This is a genomic window from Haloglomus litoreum, assembly GCF_029338515.1.
GTDB classification, from domain to species: Archaea; Halobacteriota; Halobacteria; order Halobacteriales; family Haloarculaceae; genus Haloglomus; species Haloglomus litoreum.
Window position 1 is genome coordinate 1,442,420 of record NZ_CP119988.1, and the last position, 25,251, is coordinate 1,467,670.

The window sequence follows — 25,251 nt, forward strand, 5'->3', positions numbered from 1 at the left end:
GGGGCCGCCCTGGTGAACTTTAGCCCGTCCTGTTCGAGGCCCCAGTATGGACGACTCCGACACCGGGACGGCCATCCCTCCGGACGTGGAGATCGCGCGGAACGCGTCGTTGCGGCCCATCGCGGACGTCGCCGGCGACCTGGGACTCGACGAGGCGGACCTCGACCACCGCGGTCCGGGCATCGCGAAGCTGACACGGGACTGTATCCGCCGGGTGCAGGACGAGCCGGCCGACGGGAACCTGGTCCTCGTGACGGCGATGACGCCGACGCGCCGAGGGGCTGGCAAGACGGTCACCACGGTCGGCCTCGGGCAGGCGCTCGCACGACTTGGCGAGTCGAGCGTCGTCGCCGTCCGGGAACCGTCGCAGGGCCCGGTGTTCGGCATCAAGGGCGGCGCGGCGGGTGGCGGCTACAGCCAGGTCCTCCCGATGGAGGAGATCAACCTGCACTTCACCGGCGACATCCACGCGGTCACGGCGGCACACAACCTCCTCGCGGCGATGGTCGACGCCGAGCGGACCCACGGCAACGACCTCGATATCGAACCGGATAGCGTCGTCTGGGGCCGCGCGCTCGATGTCAACGACCGCGCGCTGCGCGAGACCGTCGTCGGGCTCGGTGGCCGGAAGAACGGACCACCGCGCGAGGACTCCGTTCTCATCACGGCGGCCTCGGAACTGATGGCCATCCTCTGTCTGTCGACCGACCTCGCGGACCTCAAAGCGCGGATTGCTCGCATCGTCGTCGCCTACGACACGGACGGCGACCCGGTCACCGCTGCGGACCTCGAGTGTGTGGGGGCCGTGACCGCGCTGCTGAAGGACGCGTTGCGGCCGAACCTCGTCCAGACGCTCGAGGGGACGCCCGCGTTCGTCCACGGGGGGCCGTTCGCGAACATCGCCATCGGCACGAACTCGATCCTCGCGGACCAGGTCGGCCTGCGCCTGGGCGACTACCTCGTCACCGAGGCCGGCTTCGGCGCCGACCTCGGCGCGGAGAAGTTCGTCAACATCGTCGCCCGTGAGGGGCTCGCTCCCGACGTGGCCGTCGTCGTCGCGACCATCGACGCGCTCGAAAAGCACGGCGAGGCGATGCTCGAACGACAGGGGTGGTCCCGGGACGATACCGACGCCGTCGCCGCCGTCCGCACGGGCTGTGCGAACCTCGATCACCACGTCGACAACCTCCGGGCGATGGGGCTCCCGGTCGTCGTCGCGATCAACCGGTTCCCAGGTGACACCGACGCCGAGGTCGAGGCGGTGCTCGACCACTGCGACCAGCGCGAGGTCCCGGCCGCCGTCTCCACCGTCCACCCCGATGGCGGCGCGGGCGGCCTCGGCCTGGCCGAGCACGTGCGCGATGCGGCCGAGTCCGGGACGGCGTCGCTCGAACACTCCTACGACCTGTCCGCGCCGCTGGACGAGAAGATCCGTGCCGTCGCCGAGCAGGTGTACGGTGCCGACGGGGTCGAGTTCACTCCCGAGGCGCGGGCGGACATCGAGGAGCTGACCGACCTCGGACTCGGCGACCTGCCCGTCTGCCTCTCGAAGACGCCCGCCTCGCTCTCGGACGACCCCGACGAAGCCGGCGTCCCGCACGGCTGGGAGCTGACGGTCCGGGAACTCTACCCCTCGGCCGGCGCGGGGTTCGTCGTCGCGCTCACCGGCGACGTGCTGACGATGCCCGGCCTGCCCAGCGAACCCGCCGCGAAGCGCATCACGGTCGACGACGACGGGACCGTCCACGGCCTGTACTGAGCCGGCGGGCCGCTACATCGGTACCGGGGAACGTCTCCTACACCAGCGCCGGCGGCGTGGCGTCCCCCCTACACCAGCACCGGCGGCGTGGCGTACAGCTCGACGCGCACGTCGAGCACGGTGGGGGTGTCCGAGGCGACGGCCGCGGCCATCGCCTCGGGCAACTCGTCGGGGTCCTCGATGACCTGGCCGTCGCAGCCGAATCCCTCGGCGACCGCGGCGTAGTCCGTTCCGGGGTCGAGGTCGGTGGAGTTGTCGACGTTGCTGGTCGCCATCTGGCTCATCTTCGAGGAGCCGAAGGCCTGGTTGTTGACGACGACGAGCGTGATGGGGAGGTCCTCGCGGACGGCCGTCTCCAGTTCGGCGATGTGGTAGCCGATGGCGCCGTCGCCGGACGCGGCGACGACGGGTGTGTCCGGCCGTGCGGCCTGCACGCCGAGTGCCTGCGGCAGGCAGTAGTTGATGCCGTCGCTGCCGCGGGCCTGGATGTACCCGACGCCGGGTTCGCGGACGCGGTAGAACGCGCCCGTGAAGAAGCCCGTGAACGAGGTGGCCGAGACGAGGACGCCCTCGGGCGGGAGTGCGGTCTCGATCTCGTGGAAGACACGCTGGGGCTTGATGGGCACGTCGTCGCTCGTCAGGGCGTCCATGTGGCCCTCGTACCACTCCTCACGCTCGCGGGCGATGCGTTCCATGCGCTCGGTGCGCGCGTCCGTGGCGCTCACGCGCTCTGCCAGCGCGCTGGCGGCCGCGCCCACGTCGGCCTGGATGGGGATGTCGACCGCCTGGGTCTTGCCCAGCCACTCCGGGTCGAGGTCGACGTGGACGATGGTTGCGTCCTCTGGGTAGAGCGACCAGCCGACGGTCGAGAGCTCGCCCATCCGCGCGCCGAGGACGAGGATGACGTCGGCCGCCTCCACCGCATCGTTGGCGACCTGGCAGTAGCCCCACCGGCCCGCGACGCCGGCCGCGTAGTCGCTCGTCTCGTCCACGATGCCCTTCCCGTTCATCGAGGTGACGACGGGTGCCTCGAGGGTGCGCGCGAGGTCGTCGACGGCGTCGAACGCCTTCGAGCGGAGTGACCCCTCGCCGGAGACGATGACCGGTGCCTCGCTCCCGTCGAGCGCGTCGGCGGCCGCGTCGAGCGCGTCGGCGTCGGGCGCCGGGCGGCCCGTCGGGAACGCACGGTCGAACGACGGTATCGACGGGGCGTCACCGTCGTCGAACTCGTGGGCGATGAGGTCGCCCGTGAGGTTCAGGTGGGTCGGAGCGGGGACGCCGGCGAGGGCCTCGCGGATGGCGGCGGCGGCGTCCTCGACGGCCCGCTCGGGCGTCGCCGGGTCGTAGCTCGACTTCACGTACGGGTCGAGGATGGCCCCGTTGTCGCCGTCCTGGATGACCTCGTTGCCGCGGGTCGCGCGCGGGTTGTCGCCGGTGATGGCCAGCACCGGCGAGCTGGCGCCGTCGGCCTCGACGAGCCCGATGCCGAGTTGGGAGGCCCCCGGGCCGCCGACGCCGTCGGCGACGCCGAGGCCGCCGCTGGCACGGGCGTACCCGTCGGCCATGATGGCCGCGCTCGCCTCGCTCCGGGCGAGGATGTGGCGGACCTCGCTCTCGTCGAGGGCGGCGTAGTAGGGGTCCATCTGCTCGCAGGGCAGCCCGAACACGGTGTCGACGCCGGCGTCCTCCAGAGCGCCGACGATGGTGTCGGTCAGGCGCATGGGGTCGCCTCCACGGGGTCTCGTGCCATGGCCGTGCATCCGGTGACGGCAGTATAAACGTCCCGCCGGCCATCCGGGGACCGCCGGTTCAGCGCCGGAGGGCCCCGGTGACGAACGCGACGATGGGGACGGCCACGACCGCGTGGAACGCCACGAGGACGGCCTGGCCGACGGCGGTCACGCCCAGCGTCGGGGCGAACGCCACGACCGGAACCAGCATGAGCGTGAAGACGGCCGCCGCGAGCGCGGTGAAGTTCCGCGCCGGGCGGGCGGTGAACCGGTCGAGTACCGCATACGCGACGGCTGCGCCCACGCCCGCGACGACGGTGGTCGCCAGCAGGGGGAGGACCGCGAACGGGTCGTTCGTGCCGCCGGCGCCGACCGCGAGCCCGGCGAGGTCGACGGCAGCACGCAGCACCAGGACGGAGACGACGGCCGTCAGGATGCCGAGTGTCGTCCGGCGGGTCAGGTCGCTCGCGTCCACCGGGCGTGTGAATCGGGTTGTTGTCGTTGCCATGGCTATCCCTACGCTTTCCGTAGCGATAAGCAGGGAACTCCCCGGATGCGTAGTCACTACGGACCTCTGGAGTGATCGAGGTTAATACTACAGCTAGCGTAGTGAGTGGATGGAACCGACATCGCGTGACGGTGGTACTCGCCCGCCTGCCGAGTGCCCGCCCATCGGCCGGGACGGTGCGGACAGTGCGGTCGCGGCGCTGCTGGCGCTGCTGGGCAAGCGCCACACGCTGGCGATCCTCTACCGGTTCGCCAGCGACCCGACCCCGTGGCGGTTCGGCGAGCTGGAGGCGGAGCTGGGCATCTCGCCGACGACGCTCTCCGAACGCCTGGCCGAACTCACCGCCGCGGGTTTCCTCGACCGCCACTCGTACGACGAGCGACCGCCCCGCGTCGAGTACATCGCGACGCCACGGCTGGAGGGGCTGAAGCCAGCGTTCACGGAGCTCTACCGCTGGTCCAGCGAGTACGGTCCTGTGACGGTGGACTGACCGGCGGGATACTCGCCGCTCCTGGCTCGTGGTGGTGTGTCGCCCGGAACACTAACGTCCGGTCTCATCCCGTGGCGGCGTGCCGCGTCGACCGGGAAACCCTCGTGCCGGGCGGTGGGCGCGGAGCGCCCACGGATGGCGAGACGGCGTAAGCCGTCGAGCCGGAGCGCGCGACGCGCGCTCGAGTGCCGAGGCGGTGTGAACCGCCGAGGCGGAAGGCGCTCGGCGCCTTCGACTGCCGTGACCCGAGTTGGTGGGTCACGGCGACCGCGTGCCGCCCCTTCGTGGCGGACGGCGGTTCCTGTCGCGTGCCCGGGTTCTCCGCGCGTCATCGCGCCCTGCTGGGGTCTCGGGCGGGGACTGAAGGCACGCGTCGGGGCTAGTCCGCGCCACGGTATCCGTGTTTCGGGGCGCGCGCAGTCTCGGCTCTCGCACCGACCTTCGCGGGCCCTCCGCGCCGGAAGCGTCAGGAGGTGCGAACGCCTAGCCGTGGATATGAGCGAGTCCACGCCCTCGGTCGACGTGATGGAGACGCCGGTGGTGCTGTTCGACGGCGTCTGCAACTTCTGCTCCTCGTCGGTCCGGTTCATCCACCGGCACGACGACGGGCGGCTCCGGTTCGCGCCGCTCCAGTCCGAGGTGGCGACCGAACTGCTCGCCGAGCGCGGGATGGACCCGGACTACTTCGACTCGCTGGTCTACATCGGGCCGGAGGGCGTCCATACGAAGTCCGACGGCGCCGTCCACATCGCCCGGTACATGGACGTTCCCTACCGGCTGGGGTGGCACCTCCGATTCGTGCCCCGGCTGCTGCGGGACGCTGGATACGATCTCATCGCGCGCATCCGCTACCGGGTCTGGGGGAAGAAGGAGGAGTGCATGGTCCCCGATGCCGAACTGCGCGACCGGTTCCTCGCGACGAGCGATGGCGACGAGGCCGTCATGGGTGCGGCCGGGGGGGAGGCGGGCGGGGAGGCCGCGGCGGACGACTGAGCCTCAGACGGAGTAGTCGTCCTCGCGGATCTGGCAGTAGCCGCCGTCGCGGTTCTGGAACTTGCCGTACTGGTACTGCGCGAACAGTTTGAGCGCACCCGGCCCGGCGCGGATGGCGTCGAGCCAGTCCGTCCGCCCGCCCTCGTCGGGTTGCATCGCGCTCGCGAGGCCGAAGACGCGGTCCCAGTCCGACGGGCCGTAGTCCCGGACCATGTCCGCGAGGACGACGTTGCGCCGGACCTCCTCGCCGATGGCGCGCTTCCACTCGTAGTTGTACGCCCGGAGCGCCCCCAGGCCGGCGAGGCGCCCGGCCTCCTTCCCCGAGCGGATGGCGACGTGGTCGCCGCCCTCGTGGAACGCCGACGTGGCGCCCATCGCGCCCCCGACGACCGCCACGTTCGCCTTCGTCGGTGACTCGATGGGCCGCGTCGAGGAGATGGGGTACGTCTCGGTCCCCTTCGCCTTGCCGCGGTCCTCGAGCAGCGGGAAATCCTCGGCGTCGTACTCGGGGTAGGCGTACTCCAGCAGGCGGCTGATGTACTCCTTGCCGGCGGGGACGCGCTCGTCCTCGGGCCGGAGGAGGGCGTAGTCCTCGCGGTTCTCGACGGTGTCGAGGTCGAGGCCGATGGGCATCGTCAGGCCGACGCGCGCGACCTGGCCGTCGTTGGGGAACACCCACGGGTACGCGGTGTGGCCTGGCATGTGGCCCCACCAGAACTTCAGGCGGTCCGTCTCCAGCAGTTCCTCGGGGATTTCGCGGTACTCCTGGTAGGCGATGTGGTTGGCCGTCGTCGAGGCGAGGCCGTCGAACTGGCCGTCCGGGAGGAGCGGTTCGAGCACCTGCCCGGTGACGGTGCGCTGGGGGCCGTCCGCGAGCACGAGGTAGTCGGCCTCGATCTCGGTGCCGTCCTTCAGCGTCAGCTGGTGGGTTGGTGCGCCCGTGAGGTCGCTCTCGACCTCGCGGACGCCGGTCCCGACGCGGTACTCGGCGCCGGCGTCCTCGGCGCGCTCGCGGAGCCAGTCGTCCATCCGGGCGCGCTGGAAGGTGAACCCGAAGTTGGGGTAGGAGGCGTCGATGCCGGTCTCGTCCAGCTCGACGGAGGCGTTCGGCCCGATGAAGTCGGCGCCGGTCAGCTCGCGGAGCTTGACGTGCTCCGGGATGGGCACGTCGAGGTCCATGATGTCGACCCAGTAGTCGAGGATGCCCGCGGCGTCCGTCGAGTCCGGGCCCAGCCCCTCGCGGTCGGCGCGCGGGACGCCCTTCTCGATGACGAGGGCGTCGGCCCCCTCGGCGGCCGCGGCGCGTCCGGCGGAACTGCCGGCCGGCCCGCCGCCGACGACGGCCACGTCGACTCGTTGCATGGTATCGCTCCCGGCTCCGGTCGGTATAAATGGCGTGACACGGGCGCGACGGGAGCGGCATGGGGGGCCAGATATCCGTACGTGCCGCTGCTGGAATCTCCTCCGGCTGACAGTACTGGGATGCGAGATACAGCGGGGAGGTTCAGCAAATCGGCCTCGACGGTATGGTCGATCTCGAGGGGGCGGAGGAATTATCACTGAACGATGCCAAAACAATCGTCACCATGTCTCAAACAGAGTGTTATCCGGACAAGGCCCCGACGACGAACAGATTGCTGGACACGCTTCGTCATCACCTCCGTCGGGAGCTCATCCACTATTTCGAGAACATCCAATCGACGAATACAGCCACGCTGGAGGAGGTGACCGAGCACATTGCCCGGCGCGTCCCCGAGATGGACCGAGAGCGAGTCGTTCTCGAACTGACGCACAAACACCTCCCGAAGCTCGAATCGAACGGGTGGGTCGAGTACGACACCCGTACTCGCCACATCCGATACCGTGGTCATGATTCGGCAGAGTCACTACTGACCGAACTCGCTGTGATGCTCTCGAACCAACCGGATTCCGCTCACTCGGGCTGAGAAGAGTCGGGCCACCGAGACGGCGCACCGGAGAAGTGCCACTCGTCGGCATGCTGTAGATGCGCTCTGGATGCAGCAACAACGTGATGAACTGTCAGACACCTGGTAGTAGCGGTCTGCGAGATATCGAGGGAGTGTGCAGCCCCGTGCTTCGGTCGATTCGTGCCCAAAGGGGGCATCCTCTTGTGGATTCCGGGGGAGGGTTCGGTATGGTCTCCCCGCGGGTGCGCCTCATCGCAGCTGCCCTCCTGACGGGAGCACTATTCAGAGCGGTTGACTCGCAGGAACCGCTTTCTGGGGCATGGCTCGCGCTTCTCGCTGGTAGTCTCTTCTCCGCCCTTCTACTGATCAGGGAGGTTCGGGAATACCGATCTGCATAAGCGCCCGCTATCCAGCAGCGTCGCCGAAACCCATCACCGCCCGAGGGATTCGACAGGCGATCGCGCTCCACGAGGCCGGACCTCCGTCTCACTCCCCCTCGCGCAGTTCCCTCCGTCGGATCTTCCCGGTCGAGGTGGTCGGTAACTCGTCGACGAAGTGGATCTCGCGGGGATACTCGTACTCCGCCAGCCGCTCCCGGCACGAGGCCCGCAGCTCCTCGCGGACGCGGTCGTGGTCGGCGGCGTCGAGGTCCTCGACGGGCTGGATGTACGCCCGGATGGCCTCGCCACGGGTGTCGTCGGGGACCCCGACCACGCCGGCCTGCTCGACGGCCGGGTGGTCCAGCAGCACGCGCTCGACCTCCAGCGGGCCGACGCGGTAGCCCGCCGTCAGGATGACGTCGTCCGTCCGCGAGCGGAACCGGACGTAGCCTGCCTCGTCCCGCGTCGCGAGGTCGTCGGTGAGGAACCAAGTCTCCGTCTCCTCCGTGCCGTCGACCACGCCCGCCGGCAGTTCGACGGTCTTCTCGGCCGTCGCCTCGGGGCGGTTCCAGTACTCGTCGAAGAAGACGCGGCGGTCACCCGGGTGCAGGGCGATCTCCCCCACCTCGCCCTGTGCGACGGGGTCGCGCGTCTCCGGGTCCAGCAGCGCCAGGTCGTAGCCCGGGAAGGGTTTGCCCATGCTCCCGGGTTCGGCGTCGAACCAGCGCCGGTTGTTCCCGACGACGAGGTTGAGTTCGGTCTGGCCGTAGAACTCGTTGACAGACACCGCCGGGAGTTCCGCATCGCCCCACTCCAGGATCTCCGGGGTCAGCGGCTCGCCGGCCGAGCCGATGGCGGACAGCGAGAGGTCCCACCGCTCGGCGGGCGCGTCGACGGTCATCAGCATCCGGATGGCGGTCGGCGGGAGGAAGGCGTGGGTCACGTCGAAGCGCTCCATGAGCCCGAACGCCCACTCCGGGTCGAACGACCCCCGCGGCGCGCCGACGATGCGATGGCCGTGGTGCCACGCGCCCAGCAGCGTCCCGCCCAGCGCCGCGCCCCAGGCCCAGTCGGCGGGCGTCCAGACCGTCACGTCGTCGGCCGGAACGTCGTCGCGCACCCGATACCCCTCGAAGAACTGCTGGGCGGCGGCCGCGCGCCCGAGCCAGAGCGCGTGCGAGTGGAGCACTCCCTTCGGCGGCCCCGTCGACCCGCTCGTGTACATGATGGCCGTCCGGGTCGCGGGCGTGGCGTCGTGGGCGTCGAGGTCACCGGCCGCGGCCCCGTCCCCGATGTCGTCGAACGGCTCGTGTTCCGCGCCGAGCGCCGCGGCGACGGCCGCGGCCGCGTCCGGGTCGGCGTCGACGGTGAACAGCGAGTCGAGTGCGGGGAGGGCCGTCGCTTCGAGGTCCTCGAGGACGCTCCCGGCGGCGACGACGGCCACCGCGTCGGCGTCGCCGAGCCGGTGTTCCAGCGCGTCCCGGCCGAACAGCGTCGTCAGCGGCACCGAGACGGCGCCGGCCTTCCAGCACGCGAGGTGGGCCAGGGGGGTCGCGGCCACCTGCGGAAGACAGACTCCGACGCGGTCGCCCGGCTCGACGCCGCGCTCGCGGAGCCCGGCCGCCAGCGCGTCCGAGCGCGCGTCGAGATCGCCCCACGAGTAACGTTCGACCGGGCCGCCGTTCGCGGCGTCCTCGCTCGCGACGACGAGTCCTGTCGCGTCGGCGTCGTGCTTGCGGACCATGTCGACGCCGGGGTTGTACGCGTCGGGGAGGTCCCACTCGAAGTCGCCGCGGGCCGCCTCGTAGTCGTCGTAGGTCGGCATCACCTGCCACATGGACGGGGTGTCGCGCGGGGCGGGTTTGGCCGTTGTGGGCCGGCGCCTGGTTGGGAGGATGGACCGAATTGCGTAAGAAAGGTGTGATAATTGTAATTTGGTTACTATTTGTATATTGTATTGATTTTATATAATTTATTCTGCTCATTCAGAGTCAATTCTGCCTCTTCACGGCGGCCTGAGACTGCCGGACGGAACCGGGTAGAAAGCCCCCGCCCGCTCGACGTTCCGGGGCTCGCTGTGCTCCTCGCTCGCTCACTGCGTTCGCTCCCTGCGGTGCTTACTTCGCCCGGGAACGGTCGAGCGGGCGGCCCCTTTCAGTCCCGCCCTGTGGCTTGTTCGGCCGAGCGTTCGCGCGTGGTGGTTCCATCGGAGTGCTCGTGGCCCCACACCTCCCCGCGCCAGCGGCGGGGTGTTCCGGCACGCTCGCTGTCGCGAGCGGCCTCCACGGTGGGCCGCTGGCGCGCTTCCTGCTTCCGGAACCGGGCGGCCGACCAACCGTTCCTGGGCCGGGAGCGCGTGGCGAGCGAAAGCGAGCCCGCGCGACCCGGGGAAGGGCAGGGCCGTAGCGCCCGTGACACAGACCATGTCCCTGGTGGACTCGAAGGGCGAGCGCTCTCGACGAAGGCGGCCGAAGTAAGCACCACAGCGACCGTAGGGAGCGAGGAGCGCAGCGAGGCTCCCGAGTCGAGAGCGCGAGGGCTTCGTAGGTGTCTCCGTCGTCGCTGTCACCGTGAGAGAGCGCGAGGGCTTCGTGGTCGCTCTCGTCCCCGTCACCACCATGAGGGAGGACTGCCGGTTCGGGGGCAGGAATTCACTCCCCGAGCCGCCCGTCCAGAAACCGTCGCACGTCGGCCGCCGTGCGCTCGGGGATCTCCTCCATCGGCGTGTGACCCGCATCCTCGTAGGTGACCAGCTCGGCGTCCGGAATCGCCTCGGCGAAGTCCTCGCCGAACCAGGGCGGGATGAGGTAGTCCTCCTCGCCCCAGAGCACGAGCGTCGGCGTTCCGAGGTCGGCGAGTTCCTCGTGGCGGTGCGTGGCGTTCACGTCCCGGCGGACGAGTTCGACGCCCGCGTCGCGGTTCCCCTCCCGGCGGACGAGGTCGTGGTAGCGGTCCACCAGTTCCTCGGAGACCCGCGAGGGGTCGCCGTACACGTCACGGACGCTCCGGCGGACGAGCCGTCGGGGCGTCAGACGGGCGATGGCGTTCGGGAGCCACGGCAACTCGATGATGCCGAACGGGCTCTCGAACGCCATCGGGAAGCCCATCGAGTCGACGAGGACGAGCGCGGGGGTGCGCTCGGGGTGGTCCAGCGCGTACCGCCAGGCGATCTCGCCGCCCCGCGAGTTCCCCGCGACGACCCATTCGTCGATGTCGAGCCGCTCCCGGAACGCCTCGACGAACGCGACGTACGCCGCCATCGAGTAGTCGTCCTCGGGGTGCGGACCGGTCAGGCCGTGGCCCGGGAGGTCCGGCCGGACGACGCGGTACTCCCCGGCGAGCGCGTCGACCCAGCCGTCCCAGGTGTGGAGCGAGGAGAAGGTCCCGTGCAGGCACAGCAGGACCGGCGCGTCGCGTGGCCCCTCGTCGCGGTAGTGGACGCGCAGGCCGTCCACGTCGAGGAAGTCGTCCTCGCCCTCGGCGTACTCCGGTTCGAGTTCGGCGGGTGGCAGGTCGTGGTGGTGGGCCCACGCCAGTCCCGCGGCCGCCGCGCCCCCGAGGGCCAGCCCGCCGAGCGCGAGCGGGCGGCGCCACCGGCCGCAGCGAGCGCCCGCGCCGTCGTCGTCATCGTCGCTTCCGGACACGGCCGATGGGGCGCGTCCGGGAATGAAAAGCCTCGTGCCTCACATCCGGCGTTCGATACGGCGCAGCGCGACGCGCCCGGCCTCGCTCACGGCGTGGAGCCGGTGTCCGCCGTCGTTGAGTCGGCCCTCGACGCGGTCGCGCCGCGCCCGTCCGCCCGTCAGGTCGAGGTCCGAACTGACTCGCCCCTCGGCCTCGGCCAGCACGTCCAGGTCTAGGTCGTCGGCCACGCCGACCACCACCTCGCCCATCCCGGAACTGATCTCGACGTCCCCGCGAGCCCCGAGCAGTTCCACCTGCACCCGGCCGAGGTCGGTGCGGGCCTCGTCGAGCCCGGTCACGTCGGCGGCCTCGATACGGCCCGCGCTCGCCCGCAGCGAGAGGTACCCGTCGACGCGGTTCGCGACGATGGCGCCGGCCACGGCCTCGACGGCGGTGTCGCCCCGCGTATCGGTCAGCGTCACCTCGCCCGCGCCGGTTCGGACGGTGTCGACATCCGGCCCTCCAGTCCCTGCCGGGACCACGACCGTCACGTCGGCGCGTGGGGTCCGCGGCGTGTCGACCGGGCCGCCGTCCACCGTCGAGACGACCGTCAGGGTGCCCTCCCGTACGGTCGCCGTCACGTCCACCCGGTCGAGGCCGCGCTGACCGTTCCACGAGCGCGCCACCGCGGTCACGTCCACCGTGTCGGTCTCCCGGCCGACGACGGTCACGTCGCCCACGTCGCTGTCCACCCGAACCACGTCGACCTCCGCCGCGGGGAACGTCCAGTCCCGGCGACGGCTCGTCTCGCCGGCCGGGACGCCACGCACCGTACAGCCAGCGAGGGCCGCCGCCGCGGCGAGCGCGCCCGCACCGAGGAAGGTTCGTCGGTCCATCCGGCCGTCGGAGGTCGTCGTCGTGTCCATACACTGTGGAGGCTGTCTCGTTGCTTAACCGGTCCCAGAAGCCCGCTTCTGTACGCGAGAGTGTGTCTCGCTGCGCGGTACGGTGACTACGCGCTCGTCCGCTCGACGCTGCTGACGCTCGCGTCAGCCTCCAGGGTCGCGGTGACCCGCTCGTCCCCGTGCTCCAGCCGGACCGCCATCCGCGGCGGGGATTCGGCCAGGAGTTCCCCCCTCGGGAGGCCGACCTCCCCGAGTTCCCACGTCGGGGTCCGACCACTCTCGAAGCCGTGGTCGTAGAGGAACCCCGCGACGGCGGGATGGTGCATCATGGGCGCAGCGCCGGAGGTGGTCGCGGTACTCCCACAGCGGTCGCACTCGAACTCCGCGTGGGCGGGCAGTCCACCCATCTTCCCGTCCGGCTCGTCGACGACCAGCCGGCCGCTCATGCGCCCGGCACAGGTGTAGCAGAAGCCGTCGATGACGCCGCCGATGACGTGGTTCATCCACCGGTCGAACGCGAGCGGTAGCTCCGTCCGGTCGAACTGGTCGAGGCTCCCCGGCGGGAACGCGAAGTCGTTCCGGAACGCGTCGCACGCCGTGCAGTCGACGCGTGCGGTCTCCGCAGCGTATTCGGCGACCAGGTCGCCGCCACAGGCCGGGCAGCCCTCCTCGACCGGGATGGCATCGACGGTCGCGTTCGCGGTGTAGACGCCGGCGTACATCGCACCGATGACCTGGCGCCCGGCGTAGGTGAGTTCGTAGCCGTCGTCGGTCCGGCGGACGAAGGTCCCGCGGAGCTTGCCGAGGTGGTAGTTGAACCGGCCACTGTCGGCCACCTCCGACCGGCGGTGCAGTTCAGCGAAGGGCACGGGTTCGTCGGGCGTCTCACCAAGCGCCTGCAGGATGCGCAGGCGGCTCTCGTCGCCCAGCAGCCCGAAGACCGCCTCCGGGGAGCGCCGCTCGACGCTGATGGCGCCGCTCCCGGTGTCGTACTCGCCACTCATATGTCACCAATCGGCGCCGTAGTATAAGGCTGTATCGCCGTGAAAGGAACTGTCTCGGTCGGTGAGCCCCGGCCCCGAGCCGACCTCGGGACTCAGAGGTCTGCGCGCGCGAAGCGGCGGTAGCCCAGCGCCAGCGGGACGACCAGCCACGCCGCGAGGACGGCCATGCTGGCCCAGCCGGTCAGGTAGAACGGGACCGGGCCGGCGAGCTGTGCGCCCAGTGCCGCCGCGGTCGCGGTGCCGTCACCGAGGAACCAGCCCAGGGCGTTCGTGTACGCCGCGCTCGGGGTGACGACGTTCAGGAAGGCGACCCAGCCGGGAACCGCCGCGCCGCCGGGCATCGCGAAGCCGTTGACGACGAACAGCGCCGCCAGCGGGACGACGTCCGCGAGGACCTCGAGGACGACGAACGCGCCGATCCCGAACGCCATCGCGCGGCCGCCGCTCCCCGTCGTTGCGGAGATGGCGACCATGATGCCGATGTACACCAGCGCGAGCACGAGCGTCATCGCGGTGAAGACCGCGTAGTCGACGGGCGCGAACGAGTCGAACAGGACCAGCGCCACGACGAGCGTGATGGCCAGCCCGACCACGATGGCCGCGCCGAGGACGGCGGTCCGTCCGACCAGCTTCCCGAGGACCACGTCCGCGCGGCTGTGCGGGAAGCCCAGGAGGAGCTTGCCCGAGCCGCTGGCGCGTTCACCGGCGATGGCGCCGGCCCCGATGACGATGGCGGCGATGGAGACGAACAGCGTCACCGCGCCGATGAGCAGCGTCAGGAACCCCAGCGTGCTCACCTCGCCGATGTCCTGGCTCACGGCCGGGACCGTGCCGTACAGCACCGCGAAGCCGACCGACATGAGGACGAACAGGCCCGTGACGGCCCACAGGCCCCGCGAGAGGCGGGCGTCCCGGAAGTCCTTGCGCGCGACGACGACCCAGCTCATGCGCGCACCTCCGGGGCCTCGTCGTCGGCTGCTGGCGCGTCTGCCTCCGTCTCCCCGGCCGCGTCCGGTGCGTCCTCGGTGTAGGCGGCGAACAGCTCCTCCAGCGACACGTCCTCGGTGTCGAAGTCGAGCAGGCGGGCGCCGGCGGCCTCGACCGCGGCGAGGACCGCCGTCTTCGCGGCCTCCTCACAGGCGACCGAGAGCTGGCCCTCGCCGTCCTCGCGGACGCTGGAGACGCCCTCGACCGCCGCGACCGCCGCAACCAGGTCCTCGCTGACGGGGTCGACGGTGAGGGTGAGCCGGGCCTCGCTGCCCAGCGCGCCCCGCAGCGCGTCGATGGTGTCGACCGCGACGAGGCGACCCTCGCGGAGGATGCCGACGCGGTCACAGACCGCCTCGACCTGCTCGAGGATGTGCGAGGAGAAGAAGACGGTCGCGCCGCGGTCGCGCTCCTCGCGGATGATTTCGCGCATCCGGCGCGCTCCATTCGGGTCCAGCCCGGTCGTCGGCTCGTCCAGGACGAGAACGTCGGGCTCACCCACGAGCGCCATCGCGAGGACGAGGCGCTGTTTCATCCCCTTCGAGAAGCCGCCCGCCTTCCGGTCGGCCGCGTCCGCGAGGCCGACGCGCTCGAGGACGGCGTCGATGTCGTCGGTCGCGCGCTTCGAGTCGACCGCGAACTCGAGGTGCTGGCGGGCGGTCAGCCGGTCGTAGAGGTGGTAGCCGTCCGGGAGGACGCCGACCCGTCGCCGGACCGCCAGCGAGTCGGCCTGCGCGTCGTACCCGAGGACCGCCGCCGAGCCCGCGGTCGGGCGCACGAAGTCGAGCAGGATGTCGATGGTCGTCGACTTCCCGGCACCGTTCGGTCCGAGGAAGCCGAATATCTCGCCCTCCGCCACGGAGAGGCTCACGTCGTCGAGTGCGGTCACGTCGCCGTACCGCTTCGTTACACCGCGCAGTTCGATTGCACTCATCGGTCGAGAGATTGCTGCAAGCGGATATAGCCACTCGCAGAAGCCGGCTTCTGTGTGCGATAGCATGGCGCCCGCGACAGCTGCCTGGCGGACCGGCTGGGGTCCCGCACGCCGGTTTCCCCTGTCTGTCCTCGTCCCGTACAGAACGGCGCTTCTGTGAGCAGTTATCCCCTCCCTCGGCGTCCCTGGCGTCATGGAGACCACCACTCGTACGGAACTCTCCGGAATCGACCCGACCACCGAAGCACCGAGCCGGCTCCGCGCCGTCCTCTTCGCCATCGCCGTCACGCTGGGCGCCGCGCTGTACGTCCCGCTCGTGGTCGGCTCCGTCGCGGAGGCGTGGGCGCTGCTCGGGAACGACGGCTTCCTCGTCCCGTTCGCCGTCGGCGGCACCCTCGCGACGCTCTCGCTCGGCGCGATGGCGTACTACTACGTCCGCTACACCTCGCTGACGGTTCCCGTTCGCGTGCCGACCCGGCGCGACCTCGGGTGGGTCGTCGTCGGCATCGTCGTCCCGCTCGCGGTCCAGGTGGGACTGGTCCTCCTCGGCAGCCGGTTCGGCGTCGAACCCGTCGGCGGCGGCATCGATGCGGCCGCGGCGGCGGATCCGGTGCTGGTCTACTCGCTGGCGCTCGTCTCCGCCCTGTTCCTCATCGGCCCCGTCGAGGAGCTGCTGTACCGCGGCGTCGTGCAGGGCAGGCTCCGGCAGTCCTTCGGGCCCGTCGCGGCCATCGGCCTCACCTCGCTGGGGTTCGCAGCCGGCCACGTCGCAACGCTCGTCTGGGGCGGCGGTGACCCGTTCACCCTCGGCTTCGGTCTCTCGCTGGCCGCCATCGCGGCGGGCTCGGTCGTCCTCGGTGTCGTCTACGAGCGTACCGGGAACCTCGTCCCGGCCGTCCTCGCGCACAGCCTGTTCAACGGCCTCCTCATCGCGACGGCGCTGGCGGCGGTACTCTGAGGCGGCCTCCACGGGGGGTTCCGGTGTCCATGCAAGTTCCTTGTGCCCGTCTCAATCCGTGTATGGCTACACTTCGATGCTTATGTGTGGCATCTGGTGCCAACCGCCACAGAATCGGATTTCTGCGAGCAGTTATGTCGATAGCTGCCCTCCCGAAGCCATGATACCGAGATGGTTCGCCGTGGTTCCGGCGGTGCTGCTCCTCGCGCTCGGCGGTGCGGTACTCGTCGGCGCGGGCACGGACGCGCCGGCCCCGACTGACGCCAGGGCGGTGCCGGGGACGACGCCCACCGGCGGGGTCCCCGAGAACCCCACCGAGGCGGTGGTCCGTCAGTTCGTCTCCGGGGCGGGGGTCTGTGAGCCCGCCGTCCCGGTAGGCGTGACGATGCACACGAACGCCTCCGGCGCCGTCACACTGGTCGTCACCGGCGGGCTCGCGACCGACGACGCCGCCCGCTTCGCACCGCCGGCCGCCCTGACCGAGCCCGAACCCGGGGAGTACGTCCTCTGGACCTCGACGCGGGCGGACGCGGACCGACGGCCGCGCCCGTGTGCCGACGCGGGCCACGTCCCGTACGAGGCCACCATCGAACTCCCGGCCGGTACCGAGCCCGTGACGCTGACCGTGATGCACGAGGGCGGGGCCGCGGCGACGTGGAGGGCTCCGGGCTCGTGACCACGACTCAGCTGACGGATGCGGTTCCGACAGACATCTCGCGGCGGGCCCGTGACCTCGTCGTCCCGGTGGCGGCCATCGGCGTCGCCCTCCTCGGACTCGCCGCCTCGACGCTCGCGGCGAACACCGCCCTCGCGATGGGGGAGATACCGGTCACACTCCTTCCGGGTGGCCGGTGGCTCGCGGCTCGCGGCCTCCCGGCGCTCGTCGCGTCCCGCCTGGCGGTGGTGCTGCTCGCCTACGGCCTGGCCGCCCGCCTCGCACCCCGCTACCGGTTGCACGCCCTCGCAGCAACGGGGCTGTGCTGGCTCCTGTGGGCCGGCTGGCAGTTCTGGGTGCTGCTGGCGCTGACGTGACCCCCGATCCCCCGGCCGATGCACCGTACGAGACCAACACCCGGTCGACGCCCTCGCAGTCGATCTCGACGCGACGCTGAGCGAGCCCGGCCTGGCCGGACGGCGGCGCCATCGGGTCCGCCGGGTCAGCGAGTTCCCGCTGGTCCGCGAAGCCGCGGAGTAGGCCCGAAGGCGGTCGCCTGTCCCCGATTCGAGCTACCGGCCGGTCCGTACGCGGCCGGGAGACACTTACCGGCGCGGCCGCTAGCGAATCCGTGCCCGACAACACCGACGAGCGGGTCGACAGCGGTGACGGCCCCACCGCCTGCATCCCGCCGCAGACCGAGGCGGTGGCGGCGAAGCTCCGCGAGGGGGACCACCAGCTCCTCCACTGTCTCGACTGCGGTCGCCAGATGGTCGCCCGGCGTCACGCCGACGGCTGTATGCTCTGTGGCTCCGAGGCGGTCGTCATCGAGACGCCCTGATTACTCCGCTTCCGGCGCCAGCGCCCCGTCGACGGCCTCGCGGACGCGCTCGTGCAGCGCCTCGCGCGTGCGATGCGACGCCTCGCCGTCGAGGACCACCTCCACGACGTGCCCGCCGGGGGCGCCGACGGCGGCGTCGAACAGGTCCACGAAGGCGTCCAGCCCGTCGGCCGCGGCGTGGACGCGCCCGAAGTCGTAGCCGTACATCGCCGCGAGGTGCGAGAGGTCCACGCCCAGCGGCGTCCGGAAGAACTCCGTGAACGACTCGTGGGCCTCGATGGGGAGGACGTGGAAGATGCCGCCGCCGTCGTTGTTGACGACGACGACGGTGGCGTCGAGGTCGTTGCGCGGGAGCGCGAGCAGGCCGTTCGCGTCGTGGTAGCACGCGAGGTCGCCCGTCACGAGCACGAGGGGGCCGTCGTCCCCCGCGCCGGCGCCGAGCGCCGAGGAGGTGATGCCGTCGATGCCCGAGGCGCCGCGGTTGCCCAGCACGCGCAGGTCGGCCGCCCGCGGCGCGGCGAACCGGTCGAGGTCGCGGACCGGCATCGAGTTCGAGACGAACAGCGTCGCCGGGCCCGGCGTCCGCTCGGCCACCGTCGCGAGCACCTGCCCCTCGTACGGGGCCTCGCCGGCCGCGGGCGCGTCGGCGACCGTCTCCCAGTGCGCGCGCTCGGCGGCCCGGAACCGTTCGCGCCACGCCGGGTCCGTCCCCGACTCGACGCGGCCGGAGACCGAGGCGGCCAGGGGTGTCGGGTCCGCCACGACGAGGTCCGACGCCGTGAACGACGCCTCCCGCCAGCCACCCGCCGGGTCGACGACGACCTGCTGCGTGCCCGCCTCCCGCGTCGCGTCCCGGAGGTAGTGCCGGAGCGGCTTCGAGGTGGGGGAGGCGCCGAACCGGATGACGAGGTCGGGTGCGGAGGTGTGCTCGGGGGCGAACGCCGGCGCGTCGAGGAACGAGTCGTAGCCGCCACAGACCAGCACGCCGTCGGCGGCGACGTGGTCGCCGAAGCGGAGCCCGGAGAGCGGGTCCGCGAGCACCGGGAACCCCGTCGCGCGGGCGAGGCCGAGCAGCGCGTCCCGGTCCGGTGTCGGCGCGTCCGCGGGGCCGGCGACGATGAGCCCCCGCTCCGCGTCCTCGACGGCCTCGACCACGCGGGCGCGGTCGGCCGCCGAGAGGTCCACACGCCCGGGTGTCGTCGCCACGTACGGGCGTTCGTCCCCGCGCCCGGTCGCGGCCAGGGCGTGCGACTCGTCGGCCCAGTCCGCGGGCACGTCGCCCTCGACGGGCGTCGGCTCCAGCGGCTTCTCGAACGGGACGTTCAGGTGGACCGGCCCGGGTGGCCCGGCGTCGCGGGTCGAGGTGGCGACGGCCCGCGCGACGGCCGTCCGGAGGGCGCGGACCTTCCGATCCTCGACCTCGGGTTCCGGGAGGGTGCGATACGCCCGGACCGCGCCGCCGTACAGTTTCTCCTGGTCGACGGTCTGGTTGGCGCCCGAATCCTGCAGCACGCGGGGCCGGTCCGCCGTCAGCAGGAGCATCGGGACCCGGGCGTTGGCGGCCTCCATCACCGCCGGGTGGTAGTTGGCGAGCGCGGTCCCCGACGTGCAGACGAGCGGCGTCGGGCGGCCCGTCGCCTTCGCCCGGCCCAGCGCGAAGAAGGCCGACGAGCGCTCGTCGATGTGGGTGAACGTCCGCACCGCCGGATGCTCGGCGAAGGCGTTCGTCAGCGGCGTACAGCGGCTCCCGGGCGTGAGGCAGACGTCGCTGACGCCGCTCCGGACGAGTTCCTGCACGATGACACGCCCCCAGAGCGTGTTCCGGTTGGGCGCGTCGGTGGTCGGGGGCTCGTCGGTCGGTTGGCCGGGCGCGGCCGGGTCGTCGGTCACGGCTGTCGACCTCCCGCCTGGTCGCGCGGCGACCGGTCGTGCGTGGCCTGGTGCATACGCCCGGCTAGGGACGGTCGCCGCTAAGAACCTCCGGACGGGTGCCGGTGGCAGGGCTGCCGACGCGACCGGACTGTGTCAGGCCGCCGCCGCGGCCCCGTCGGCGATCTCGTTGATCCCGGTCTGGACGAGGTACCACACGATGGGGGTGAAGACGATGAACGCGAGGAACAGGATGAGTTCGTCGTGGTCCGTCACCGCCGTGATATCGTTCGAGAACCGCCAGATGACGACCAGGTTGTAGAGCGGAATCAGGATGCCGATGGTCCGGAGTCCCGGGCTGATGTCCGCGCTCGTGCCCGCGCCGAGTTGCTCGTTCGTCTTGTACCACCAGTACAGGCCGTAGAGGCCGAACGTCACGACGAACAGGATGACCTGCGTCGTCAGCGAGCCGTGCGTGAACGCCGACGGGTCGGTCACCTCGGGTGAGTCGTCCGTCATCACCCGCGGGTTCTCGCATCGGCGGAATAAGTCATGGGGCGCGGTGCGGGCCCCCACCCGTCGGGGGTGGTGGGGCCGCTCGCTCGTCCGGGCGCTACTCCAGTTCGTCCAGGATCGGCCGGTACTTGAGCTGGACCTCGTCCCACTCGCGGTCGGGGTTCGAGTCCGCCACGAGCCCCACGCCGGCGAACATCGTCACCTGCTCGTCGTCCGGGCTCGCCACCGCGGAGCGGATGGCGACCGCGAACGAGCCGTAGCCGGCGGCGTCGAACCAGCCGACGGGTGCGGCGTACCAGCCGCGGTCGAACGGCTCCGTGTCACGGATGGTCTGCAGCGCGCGGTCCGGCGGCAGCCCGCCGACCGCCGGGGTGGGGTGGAGTGCCTCCACGAGGTCGAGGACGTGGTGGTCGGCGGCCAGTTCCGCCGTGATGGGCGTCTCGATGTGCTGGACCGTCGCGAGCCGGCGGATGCGGCGCTTGCCCGCCGCGACCGAGGCCGCGTACGGCGCCAGCTGGTCTCGGATGGCGTCCGCCACGAGTTCGTGCTCGTGGACGTTCTTGTCGTCGTGCAGCAGTTCCTCGGCGAGCCACTCGTCCTCGGCGGGCGTCTCGCCGCGCCCGGTCGTCCCCGCGAGCGCGCCCGTCTCGACCGTGCGCCCCGTGAGGTCCACGAGGCGCTCGGGCGTCGCACCGAAGAAGCCCGGCCGGGGAGTATCGGCCGCGGAATCGGCCGTGCCGTCGTCCTGGTGAATCGGCTCCAGCAGGAAGCGATAGCAGTCCGGGTAGCGCTCGGCGAGTCGCGCCAGTGTATCGGGGAGGTCGAGCGGCCGTTCGAGGTCGGCCTCCAGCGCCTGTGCGAGGACGACCTTCCGGAGGTCGCCGGCCTCGATGCGGGCGAGTGCGGCGTTGACGGACTCGCGCCACGCGTCGCGGTCGGTGGTCCGGCGGCGGTCGGCGACCCCCGGCGGTTCGGCGACCGGTCCCGGCGCCGGCAGTGACTCGACCGTCTCGCGGGCCTCGTCCAGCCGCGTCTCGACGGCCTCGGCCGAGGCATCCGGACCGACCGCGGTGACCGTGAGCCACGCCTCGGACCCGGCGTCCGGGTCGCCCGTGGTCGGGTCGGTCCCGGTGTAGGTGAGCTGCACGCGCGGCAGGAGAAAGCCCGCCGACGGGTACTCGTCCCACGGCGGCTCGCCGTCGTGTCGGTCGTGCTCCTCGTGGAAGGCGAAGCCGCCGAACAGGCGGGGCCGCGCGGCCAGCGTCCCGGCGTGGACGTCACCGCTGGCGAACAGGTCGGCGGCCGCCTCGCGGATCGCCGCGAAGCGGTCGCCGCCGGTCGCCGTGAGGGCCGCCGCCGCACCGCTCCCGACCACGGTCGCCTCGCCCGGCGCCGCCCAGACGGTGCGGGGACTCGTGGCGGCGTCGACGACGGCGCGGAACGGCGGCGCCTCGACGCGGACGGATCGACTGACGAGGTCGGCGTCCATCGATGGCTCCGCCGACCGACCCCCGCGAACCGACGACTCGCCGCGCGGTGGTTCCATCGCTACCGTGTACGGGTTCCAGTGGTTTGAGGCTAGCCCTCTCGGATGGCCGGGATACTGACGACGGAACCACCTACGAAGCCCTCGCGCACTCGCCCTTCGAGTCCGCCAGGGTTCGGCTGTTCGGCGGGTGCTGCGACCCTGCCCTTCCCCAGGTCGCACGGGCTCCACTTCGTTCCGCCACGCGGCTCGCGGTGGCGGAGCCACCGCTCGCTCGGGGCGCCGGGGGCTTTCTACCCAGTTCCGTCGTTGCTGCCGCCGTCAATAATAACCAAAGAGGAAGGGAAGTCAGAAAATTGGCGATATTACAGATTTAAGCTGGAAATAAGAAAACAGCGAACGCCCTACTTCACTAGCGACAGCATCGAGCAGGAGATAGCCGTGGAGCCGTCCTGCTTGACGACCTCCACGTCGTACCTGATGGTGCCCGTCGCGGCGGGGTTGTCGGACTCGCGCTTCTCGACCACCTCGGCCTCGACGTGGATGGTGTCGCCGGCGAAGACGGGCCCGCGGAAGCGCAGGTCGTCGATGCCGTAGAACGCCACCACGGCGTCGCGCTCTGCGGGCGTGCGGTTCTGCCAGAGGAGGCCGGTCGCGGCCGAGAAGACCAGCATCCCGTGGGCGATGCGCTCGCCGAACATCGAGTCGGCCATCGCCTCCTCGTCCATGTGGAGGTGGTTGAAGTCGCCGCTCACGCCCGCGAAGTTGGCGATGTCGGCCTCCGTGATGGTCCGGCCGCCGGTGGTGTCGGTATCGCCCTCCTCGGTGTTGTGGTAGATGCTGTAGTCGCCGTCGTCTGGTTCTGTCATCGGTGGTGGTCTCCGTTGTCGGTCTCAGTCCTCGCCGCCGTCCGCGTCGGTGCCCTCGGCACCGGCGTCCCTGAACAGTCGATACGTCGTGCCGCCCGTGGCGACGACCTTGCGCTCGCCCTCGTGCATCGTCGTCACCTCGCAGTGCGTGACGCCCATGCTCGACCCGGAGCGGACGACCTCGGCCTCGACGCGGAGGTCGTCACGCGCGGGGCGGATGTAGCGCACGTTGAGGTCGGTCGTCGTCAGCGCCGCGCGGGCCGGGTCCTCGAAGGTCGAGCGGAGGGCGAAGCCACTGGCCGTGTCGATGACGGTCGCGGTGATGCCGCCGTGGACCGTCCCGGACGAGAGGTTCGCGAACTTCTCGTCGAACGGCAGGTCGAACACGACGCGGCCGGGTTCGGCCGCGTGGATGGAGAGGTCGAGCCAGCGGAACAGGCCGTGCTGACGGAGCGCCTCGGTCAGTGCCTCCGGCGTCGGGTCGTCGACGGCCTCGAAGCCGTCGCCCGCGTTGTCGGCGACGGCCGTGCCGCCCGTCCCGTCCTCGCCGGAGCCTCGCGGCTCCTCGTCCGCCCCGTCCTCGGCCTCGCCGCTGCCCCCGTCGGATGTCCCGACCAGTTCGCGCGAACGGGTCGCCTCGGCCGCATCGGGAATCTCGCCGGGGCCGCCTCCCTCCCCGGTCACGCTACTTGCCCTCGAACTCGGGGTCGCGGTCGCCCATGAACGCCATGGCGCCCTCCTCCATGTCGTCGGTGGTCAGGAGGAGGCCGAACGCCTGGGACTCCATCTCGAGGCCGGCCTCCATGTTCTCGTCGGCGCCCTTGTTCATCACCGTCTTCGCCTTGCGCAGGGCGATGGGCGGGCCGGTGACGAGATCGTCGACGAACTCCTGGCACTTCTCCTCGAGGTCCTCGCTGTCGACGGCACAGTTGATGAGGCCCCACTTGTGGGCACGCTTCGCGGAGATGCGCTCGCCGCGGAAGACGAGTTCCTTCGCGCGTGCCTCGGGCAGCATCCGCATCGCGCGCTGGGTGCCGCCGCCGCCCGGGATGAGGCCCAGGTTGATCTCGGGGAAGCCGAACTCGGACTCCTTCGTCGCGATGCGGAGGTCACACGCCAGGGCGAGTTCGTGGCCACCGCCCAGGCAGAAGCCGTCGATCTTCGCCAGCGTGGGCCGCGGGAAGTCGTTGACCGTCTGGAAGAACTCCGTCACCTCGACCTCGTGGGGTGCGATGCCGGAAAAGCCGGTGATGTCCGCGCCCGCGGAGAACGCCCGGTCGCCCGCGCCCTCGAACGTCACCGCGCGGACCTCGTCGACGTCGACGTTGTTGAGCAGGTGGACCGTCTCCTGCATCAGGTCGTCGTTGAGCGCGTTCATCCGGGCCGGCCGGTCGAGTTCGATCTCGAGCAGGCCGTTGTCGTGCAGTTCGTGGTTGATGGTGGTGTAGTCGCGGGTGCCGTCCTCGCCGCTGCCGTAGTCGAAGAAGCCGCTCCCGGCCTCCTCGCCGGTCTCGCCGGCCTCGACCTTCTCGACGAGCCACGGGTCCGGCTCGTAGCGGTCGGCGCCCGTCTCCTCGTGGAGGTCCTGCAGCTTCTCGAGGATGGTGTCGAGACCGATCTTGTCCGCGCGGCGGCACGGCCCCTCGGGGAAGCCGGCGCCGAGGCGCATCCCGGTATCGATGGCCTCGGCCGTGGCAACGTCCTCGCGGATGAGGTAGGCCGCGCGGTTGACCATCCGGGCCTCGATGCGGAGCGTGTCGACGCCCTCGCCGTCACCCGGCTCGTAGGTGGTCCCCTCGCCGTCCTCGTAGTCGTAGTAGCCCTTGCCCGTCTTCCGGCCGAGGTTCTCGTTCTCGACCTTCTCCTCGACGATGGGCGGGACCTCGCGCCCGGCCTCCTTCGCCACGTCGTAGCCGATGTCGATGCCGGTCATGTCCGACAGCTCGAACGGCCCCATCGGGTAGCCGCGCTGGTGGACCATCGCGGCGTCGATGGCCTCGACGCTCGCGACGCCCTCGCTGGCCATCCACGCGGCCTCGTCGCCGAACGGCCCCAGCACCGTGTTGACGACGAACCCGCGCACGTCCTTGCGGACGTAGATGGGCGTCTTCTCGATGTCCTCGACGAACTCGTAGGCGAGTTCGGCGGTCTCGTCGGAGGTCTCCTCCCCGTAGATGACCTCGACGAGGTCCATCTTCACGGGCGGGTTGAAGAAGTGGGTCCCGACGACCTGGTCCTCGCGGTCGGTCGCCTCGGCGATCTGCGTGATGGGCAGCGACGAGGTGTTCGAGGCGAAGATGGTGTGGTCGGGGGCGTAGTCGTCGAGCTGGCCGTAGATGTCCCGTTTCAGGTCGAGCTTCTCGGGCGCGGCCTCGATGACGAGGTCCGCGTCCGCGACCGAGTCCTCCAGGTCGACCGCCGTATCGATGCGGTCGAGGACCTCCCCGGGGTCCTGGTCGACGAGGCCCTTCTCCGCGAGCTTCTCCAGCGACCACTTGATGTCCTGGTAGCCGTCGTCGACGATCTCCTCCTCGATGTCCCGCATCGTCACGTCGTAGCCGGCCAGCGCGACCACCTCGGTGATACCGTGGCCCATGCTCCCCGCACCGAGCACGGTCACGCGGTCGACGTCCTCGAGTTCAAGCGTCATGCGGCCACGAGTGGCACACGCTCCGGCTTAATACCACCGCAACGCATTACAGGTGTTAGGTCATGAGGGCCCCCCCATTGACCAGCGTAAACTCCTTCCCGGCGTGGGGCGTTCCCCGGCGAGCCTCCCGGCAGGGTGTCCGGGCCGGATGGCGGTGCCCGGAAG

Annotated in this window: 23 protein-coding genes; 8 read left to right on the forward strand and 15 right to left on the reverse strand. The window is 71.0% G+C overall.

What is annotated here, in order from left to right:
• Positions 1-46: 46 nt before the first annotated feature.
• Positions 47-1,759, forward strand: a complete 1,713-nt coding sequence (locus P2T62_RS07080; protein WP_276260698.1) for a formate--tetrahydrofolate ligase — start codon at positions 47-49, stop codon at positions 1,757-1,759.
• 68 nt (positions 1,760-1,827) lie between these two features.
• Here P2T62_RS07080 and P2T62_RS07085 read toward each other — a convergent pair whose 3' ends face one another.
• Together P2T62_RS07085 and P2T62_RS07090 are read right to left on the reverse strand one after the other, a co-directional pair.
• Entirely contained in the window at positions 1,828-3,480 is a 1,653-nt protein-coding gene (locus tag P2T62_RS07085; protein ID WP_276260699.1) for a thiamine pyrophosphate-binding protein, read from the reverse strand.
• Positions 3,481-3,568: 88 nt separating this feature from the next.
• Positions 3,569-3,997 carry a DUF6069 family protein gene (locus P2T62_RS07090; protein WP_276260700.1) on the reverse strand — a complete coding sequence of 143 codons (429 nt, stop codon included), beginning with the start codon at positions 3,995-3,997 and terminating at the stop codon, positions 3,569-3,571.
• Positions 3,998-4,106: 109 nt separating this feature from the next.
• On the opposite strand from P2T62_RS07090, the gene P2T62_RS07095 reads away from it, so the two are divergent.
• On the forward strand, positions 4,107-4,487 hold the full coding sequence (locus P2T62_RS07095) for a winged helix-turn-helix transcriptional regulator (protein ID WP_276260701.1): 381 nt from the start codon (positions 4,107-4,109) through the stop codon (positions 4,485-4,487).
• 495 nt (positions 4,488-4,982) lie between these two features.
• The gene (locus tag P2T62_RS07100; RefSeq protein WP_276260702.1) at positions 4,983-5,480 is read left to right on the forward strand and encodes a thiol-disulfide oxidoreductase DCC family protein; all 498 of its coding nucleotides are present in this window, start codon (positions 4,983-4,985) and stop codon (positions 5,478-5,480) included.
• Positions 5,481-5,483: 3 nt separating this feature from the next.
• On the opposite strand, the gene P2T62_RS07105 is transcribed toward P2T62_RS07100, so the two are convergent.
• Entirely contained in the window at positions 5,484-6,842 is a 1,359-nt protein-coding gene (locus tag P2T62_RS07105; RefSeq protein WP_276260703.1) for an NAD(P)/FAD-dependent oxidoreductase, read from the reverse strand.
• A gap of 164 nt (positions 6,843-7,006) precedes the next feature.
• On the opposite strand from P2T62_RS07105, the gene P2T62_RS07110 reads away from it, so the two are divergent.
• A complete protein-coding gene (locus P2T62_RS07110) occupies positions 7,007-7,426 on the forward strand; it encodes a DUF7344 domain-containing protein (RefSeq protein ID WP_276260704.1) in 420 nt (139 codons plus the stop codon).
• Positions 7,427-7,894: 468 nt separating this feature from the next.
• On the opposite strand, the gene P2T62_RS07115 is transcribed toward P2T62_RS07110, so the two are convergent.
• From P2T62_RS07115 to P2T62_RS07140, 6 genes are all read right to left on the reverse strand, one after another.
• Entirely contained in the window at positions 7,895-9,625 is a 1,731-nt protein-coding gene (locus P2T62_RS07115) for an AMP-binding protein (protein ID WP_276260705.1), read from the reverse strand.
• An 814-nt stretch (positions 9,626-10,439) separates the two neighbouring features.
• On the reverse strand, positions 10,440-11,432 hold the full coding sequence (locus P2T62_RS07120; protein ID WP_276260706.1) for an alpha/beta fold hydrolase: 993 nt from the start codon (positions 11,430-11,432) through the stop codon (positions 10,440-10,442).
• Between the two features lie 39 nt (positions 11,433-11,471).
• Positions 11,472-12,338: a DUF4097 family beta strand repeat-containing protein gene (locus P2T62_RS07125; RefSeq protein WP_276260707.1), complete on the reverse strand. Its 867-nt coding sequence runs from the start codon at positions 12,336-12,338 to the stop codon at positions 11,472-11,474.
• Between the two features lie 86 nt (positions 12,339-12,424).
• Positions 12,425-13,321 carry a winged helix-turn-helix domain-containing protein gene (locus P2T62_RS07130; RefSeq protein WP_276260708.1) on the reverse strand — a complete coding sequence of 299 codons (897 nt, stop codon included), beginning with the start codon at positions 13,319-13,321 and terminating at the stop codon, positions 12,425-12,427.
• A gap of 92 nt (positions 13,322-13,413) precedes the next feature.
• On the reverse strand, positions 13,414-14,268 hold the full coding sequence (locus tag P2T62_RS07135) for an ABC transporter permease subunit (RefSeq protein ID WP_276260709.1): 855 nt from the start codon (positions 14,266-14,268) through the stop codon (positions 13,414-13,416).
• Entirely contained in the window at positions 14,265-15,242 is a 978-nt protein-coding gene (locus P2T62_RS07140) for an ABC transporter ATP-binding protein (RefSeq protein ID WP_276260710.1), read from the reverse strand. The genes P2T62_RS07135 and P2T62_RS07140 overlap by 4 nt, the downstream gene beginning before the upstream one ends.
• Positions 15,243-15,435: 193 nt before the next feature.
• Here P2T62_RS07140 and P2T62_RS07145 point away from each other — a divergent pair, with 193 nt between their 5' ends.
• The 4 genes from P2T62_RS07145 to P2T62_RS07160 all read left to right on the forward strand — a co-directional run bounded on the left by P2T62_RS07145 (position 15,436) and on the right by P2T62_RS07160 (position 17,696).
• The gene (locus P2T62_RS07145; protein ID WP_276260711.1) at positions 15,436-16,200 is read left to right on the forward strand and encodes a CPBP family intramembrane glutamic endopeptidase; all 765 of its coding nucleotides are present in this window, start codon (positions 15,436-15,438) and stop codon (positions 16,198-16,200) included.
• Between the two features lie 160 nt (positions 16,201-16,360).
• Entirely contained in the window at positions 16,361-16,876 is a 516-nt protein-coding gene (locus P2T62_RS07150) for a hypothetical protein (RefSeq protein ID WP_276260712.1), read from the forward strand.
• Positions 16,873-17,232, forward strand: coding sequence for a hypothetical protein (locus tag P2T62_RS07155; protein ID WP_276260713.1), 360 nt, complete (start codon positions 16,873-16,875; stop codon positions 17,230-17,232). Before P2T62_RS07150 ends, P2T62_RS07155 begins: the two co-directional genes overlap by 4 nt.
• Before the next feature lie 254 nt (positions 17,233-17,486).
• Positions 17,487-17,696: a hypothetical protein gene (locus tag P2T62_RS07160; protein ID WP_276260714.1), complete on the forward strand. Its 210-nt coding sequence runs from the start codon at positions 17,487-17,489 to the stop codon at positions 17,694-17,696.
• On the opposite strand, the gene menD is transcribed toward P2T62_RS07160, so the two are convergent.
• The 6 genes from menD to P2T62_RS07190 all read right to left on the reverse strand — a co-directional run bounded on the left by menD (position 17,697) and on the right by P2T62_RS07190 (position 25,086).
• A complete protein-coding gene (gene menD / locus P2T62_RS07165; RefSeq protein ID WP_276260715.1) occupies positions 17,697-19,586 on the reverse strand; it encodes a 2-succinyl-5-enolpyruvyl-6-hydroxy-3-cyclohexene-1-carboxylic-acid synthase in 1,890 nt (629 codons plus the stop codon).
• A 135-nt stretch (positions 19,587-19,721) separates the two neighbouring features.
• Positions 19,722-20,084 carry a DUF4234 domain-containing protein gene (locus P2T62_RS07170; protein ID WP_276260716.1) on the reverse strand — a complete coding sequence of 121 codons (363 nt, stop codon included), beginning with the start codon at positions 20,082-20,084 and terminating at the stop codon, positions 19,722-19,724.
• A gap of 94 nt (positions 20,085-20,178) precedes the next feature.
• The gene (locus tag P2T62_RS07175; protein WP_276261584.1) at positions 20,179-21,570 is read right to left on the reverse strand and encodes an isochorismate synthase; all 1,392 of its coding nucleotides are present in this window, start codon (positions 21,568-21,570) and stop codon (positions 20,179-20,181) included.
• 401 nt (positions 21,571-21,971) lie between these two features.
• Positions 21,972-22,436 (reverse strand): MaoC/PaaZ C-terminal domain-containing protein, encoded by a 465-nt coding sequence (locus P2T62_RS07180; RefSeq protein ID WP_276260717.1) that lies wholly within the window; start codon positions 22,434-22,436, stop codon positions 21,972-21,974.
• Positions 22,437-22,460: 24 nt separating this feature from the next.
• The gene (locus P2T62_RS07185) at positions 22,461-23,120 is read right to left on the reverse strand and encodes a PaaI family thioesterase (protein WP_276260718.1); all 660 of its coding nucleotides are present in this window, start codon (positions 23,118-23,120) and stop codon (positions 22,461-22,463) included.
• A 1-nt stretch (position 23,121) separates the two neighbouring features.
• Positions 23,122-25,086 carry a 3-hydroxyacyl-CoA dehydrogenase/enoyl-CoA hydratase family protein gene (locus P2T62_RS07190; protein ID WP_276260719.1) on the reverse strand — a complete coding sequence of 655 codons (1,965 nt, stop codon included), beginning with the start codon at positions 25,084-25,086 and terminating at the stop codon, positions 23,122-23,124.
• Positions 25,087-25,251: the final 165 nt, after the last annotated feature.

What these genes read in the sequence shown, in the direction of transcription:
- P2T62_RS07080 (WP_276260698.1), top strand. Translation starts at nt 47, where the DNA reads ATGGACGACTCCGACACCGGGACGGCCATCCCTCCGGACGTGGAGATC.
- P2T62_RS07085 (WP_276260699.1), bottom strand. Translation starts at nt 3,480, where the DNA reads ATGCGCCTGACCGACACCATCGTCGGCGCTCTGGAGGACGCCGGCGTC.
- P2T62_RS07090 (WP_276260700.1), bottom strand. Translation starts at nt 3,997, where the DNA reads ATGGCAACGACAACAACCCGATTCACACGCCCGGTGGACGCGAGCGAC.
- P2T62_RS07095 (WP_276260701.1), top strand. Translation starts at nt 4,107, where the DNA reads ATGGAACCGACATCGCGTGACGGTGGTACTCGCCCGCCTGCCGAGTGC.
- P2T62_RS07100 (WP_276260702.1), top strand. Translation starts at nt 4,983, where the DNA reads ATGAGCGAGTCCACGCCCTCGGTCGACGTGATGGAGACGCCGGTGGTG.
- P2T62_RS07105 (WP_276260703.1), bottom strand. Translation starts at nt 6,842, where the DNA reads ATGCAACGAGTCGACGTGGCCGTCGTCGGCGGCGGGCCGGCCGGCAGT.
- P2T62_RS07110 (WP_276260704.1), top strand. Translation starts at nt 7,007, where the DNA reads ATGGTCGATCTCGAGGGGGCGGAGGAATTATCACTGAACGATGCCAAA.
- P2T62_RS07115 (WP_276260705.1), bottom strand. Translation starts at nt 9,625, where the DNA reads ATGTGGCAGGTGATGCCGACCTACGACGACTACGAGGCGGCCCGCGGC.
- P2T62_RS07125 (WP_276260707.1), bottom strand. Translation starts at nt 12,338, where the DNA reads ATGGACACGACGACGACCTCCGACGGCCGGATGGACCGACGAACCTTC.
- P2T62_RS07130 (WP_276260708.1), bottom strand. Translation starts at nt 13,321, where the DNA reads ATGAGTGGCGAGTACGACACCGGGAGCGGCGCCATCAGCGTCGAGCGG.
- P2T62_RS07135 (WP_276260709.1), bottom strand. Translation starts at nt 14,268, where the DNA reads ATGAGCTGGGTCGTCGTCGCGCGCAAGGACTTCCGGGACGCCCGCCTC.
- P2T62_RS07140 (WP_276260710.1), bottom strand. Translation starts at nt 15,242, where the DNA reads ATGAGTGCAATCGAACTGCGCGGTGTAACGAAGCGGTACGGCGACGTG.
- P2T62_RS07145 (WP_276260711.1), top strand. Translation starts at nt 15,436, where the DNA reads ATGGAGACCACCACTCGTACGGAACTCTCCGGAATCGACCCGACCACC.
- P2T62_RS07150 (WP_276260712.1), top strand. Translation starts at nt 16,361, where the DNA reads ATGATACCGAGATGGTTCGCCGTGGTTCCGGCGGTGCTGCTCCTCGCG.
- P2T62_RS07170 (WP_276260716.1), bottom strand. Translation starts at nt 20,084, where the DNA reads ATGACGGACGACTCACCCGAGGTGACCGACCCGTCGGCGTTCACGCAC.
- P2T62_RS07175 (WP_276261584.1), bottom strand. Translation starts at nt 21,570, where the DNA reads ATGGACGCCGACCTCGTCAGTCGATCCGTCCGCGTCGAGGCGCCGCCG.
- P2T62_RS07180 (WP_276260717.1), bottom strand. Translation starts at nt 22,436, where the DNA reads ATGACAGAACCAGACGACGGCGACTACAGCATCTACCACAACACCGAG.
- P2T62_RS07190 (WP_276260719.1), bottom strand. Translation starts at nt 25,086, where the DNA reads ATGACGCTTGAACTCGAGGACGTCGACCGCGTGACCGTGCTCGGTGCG.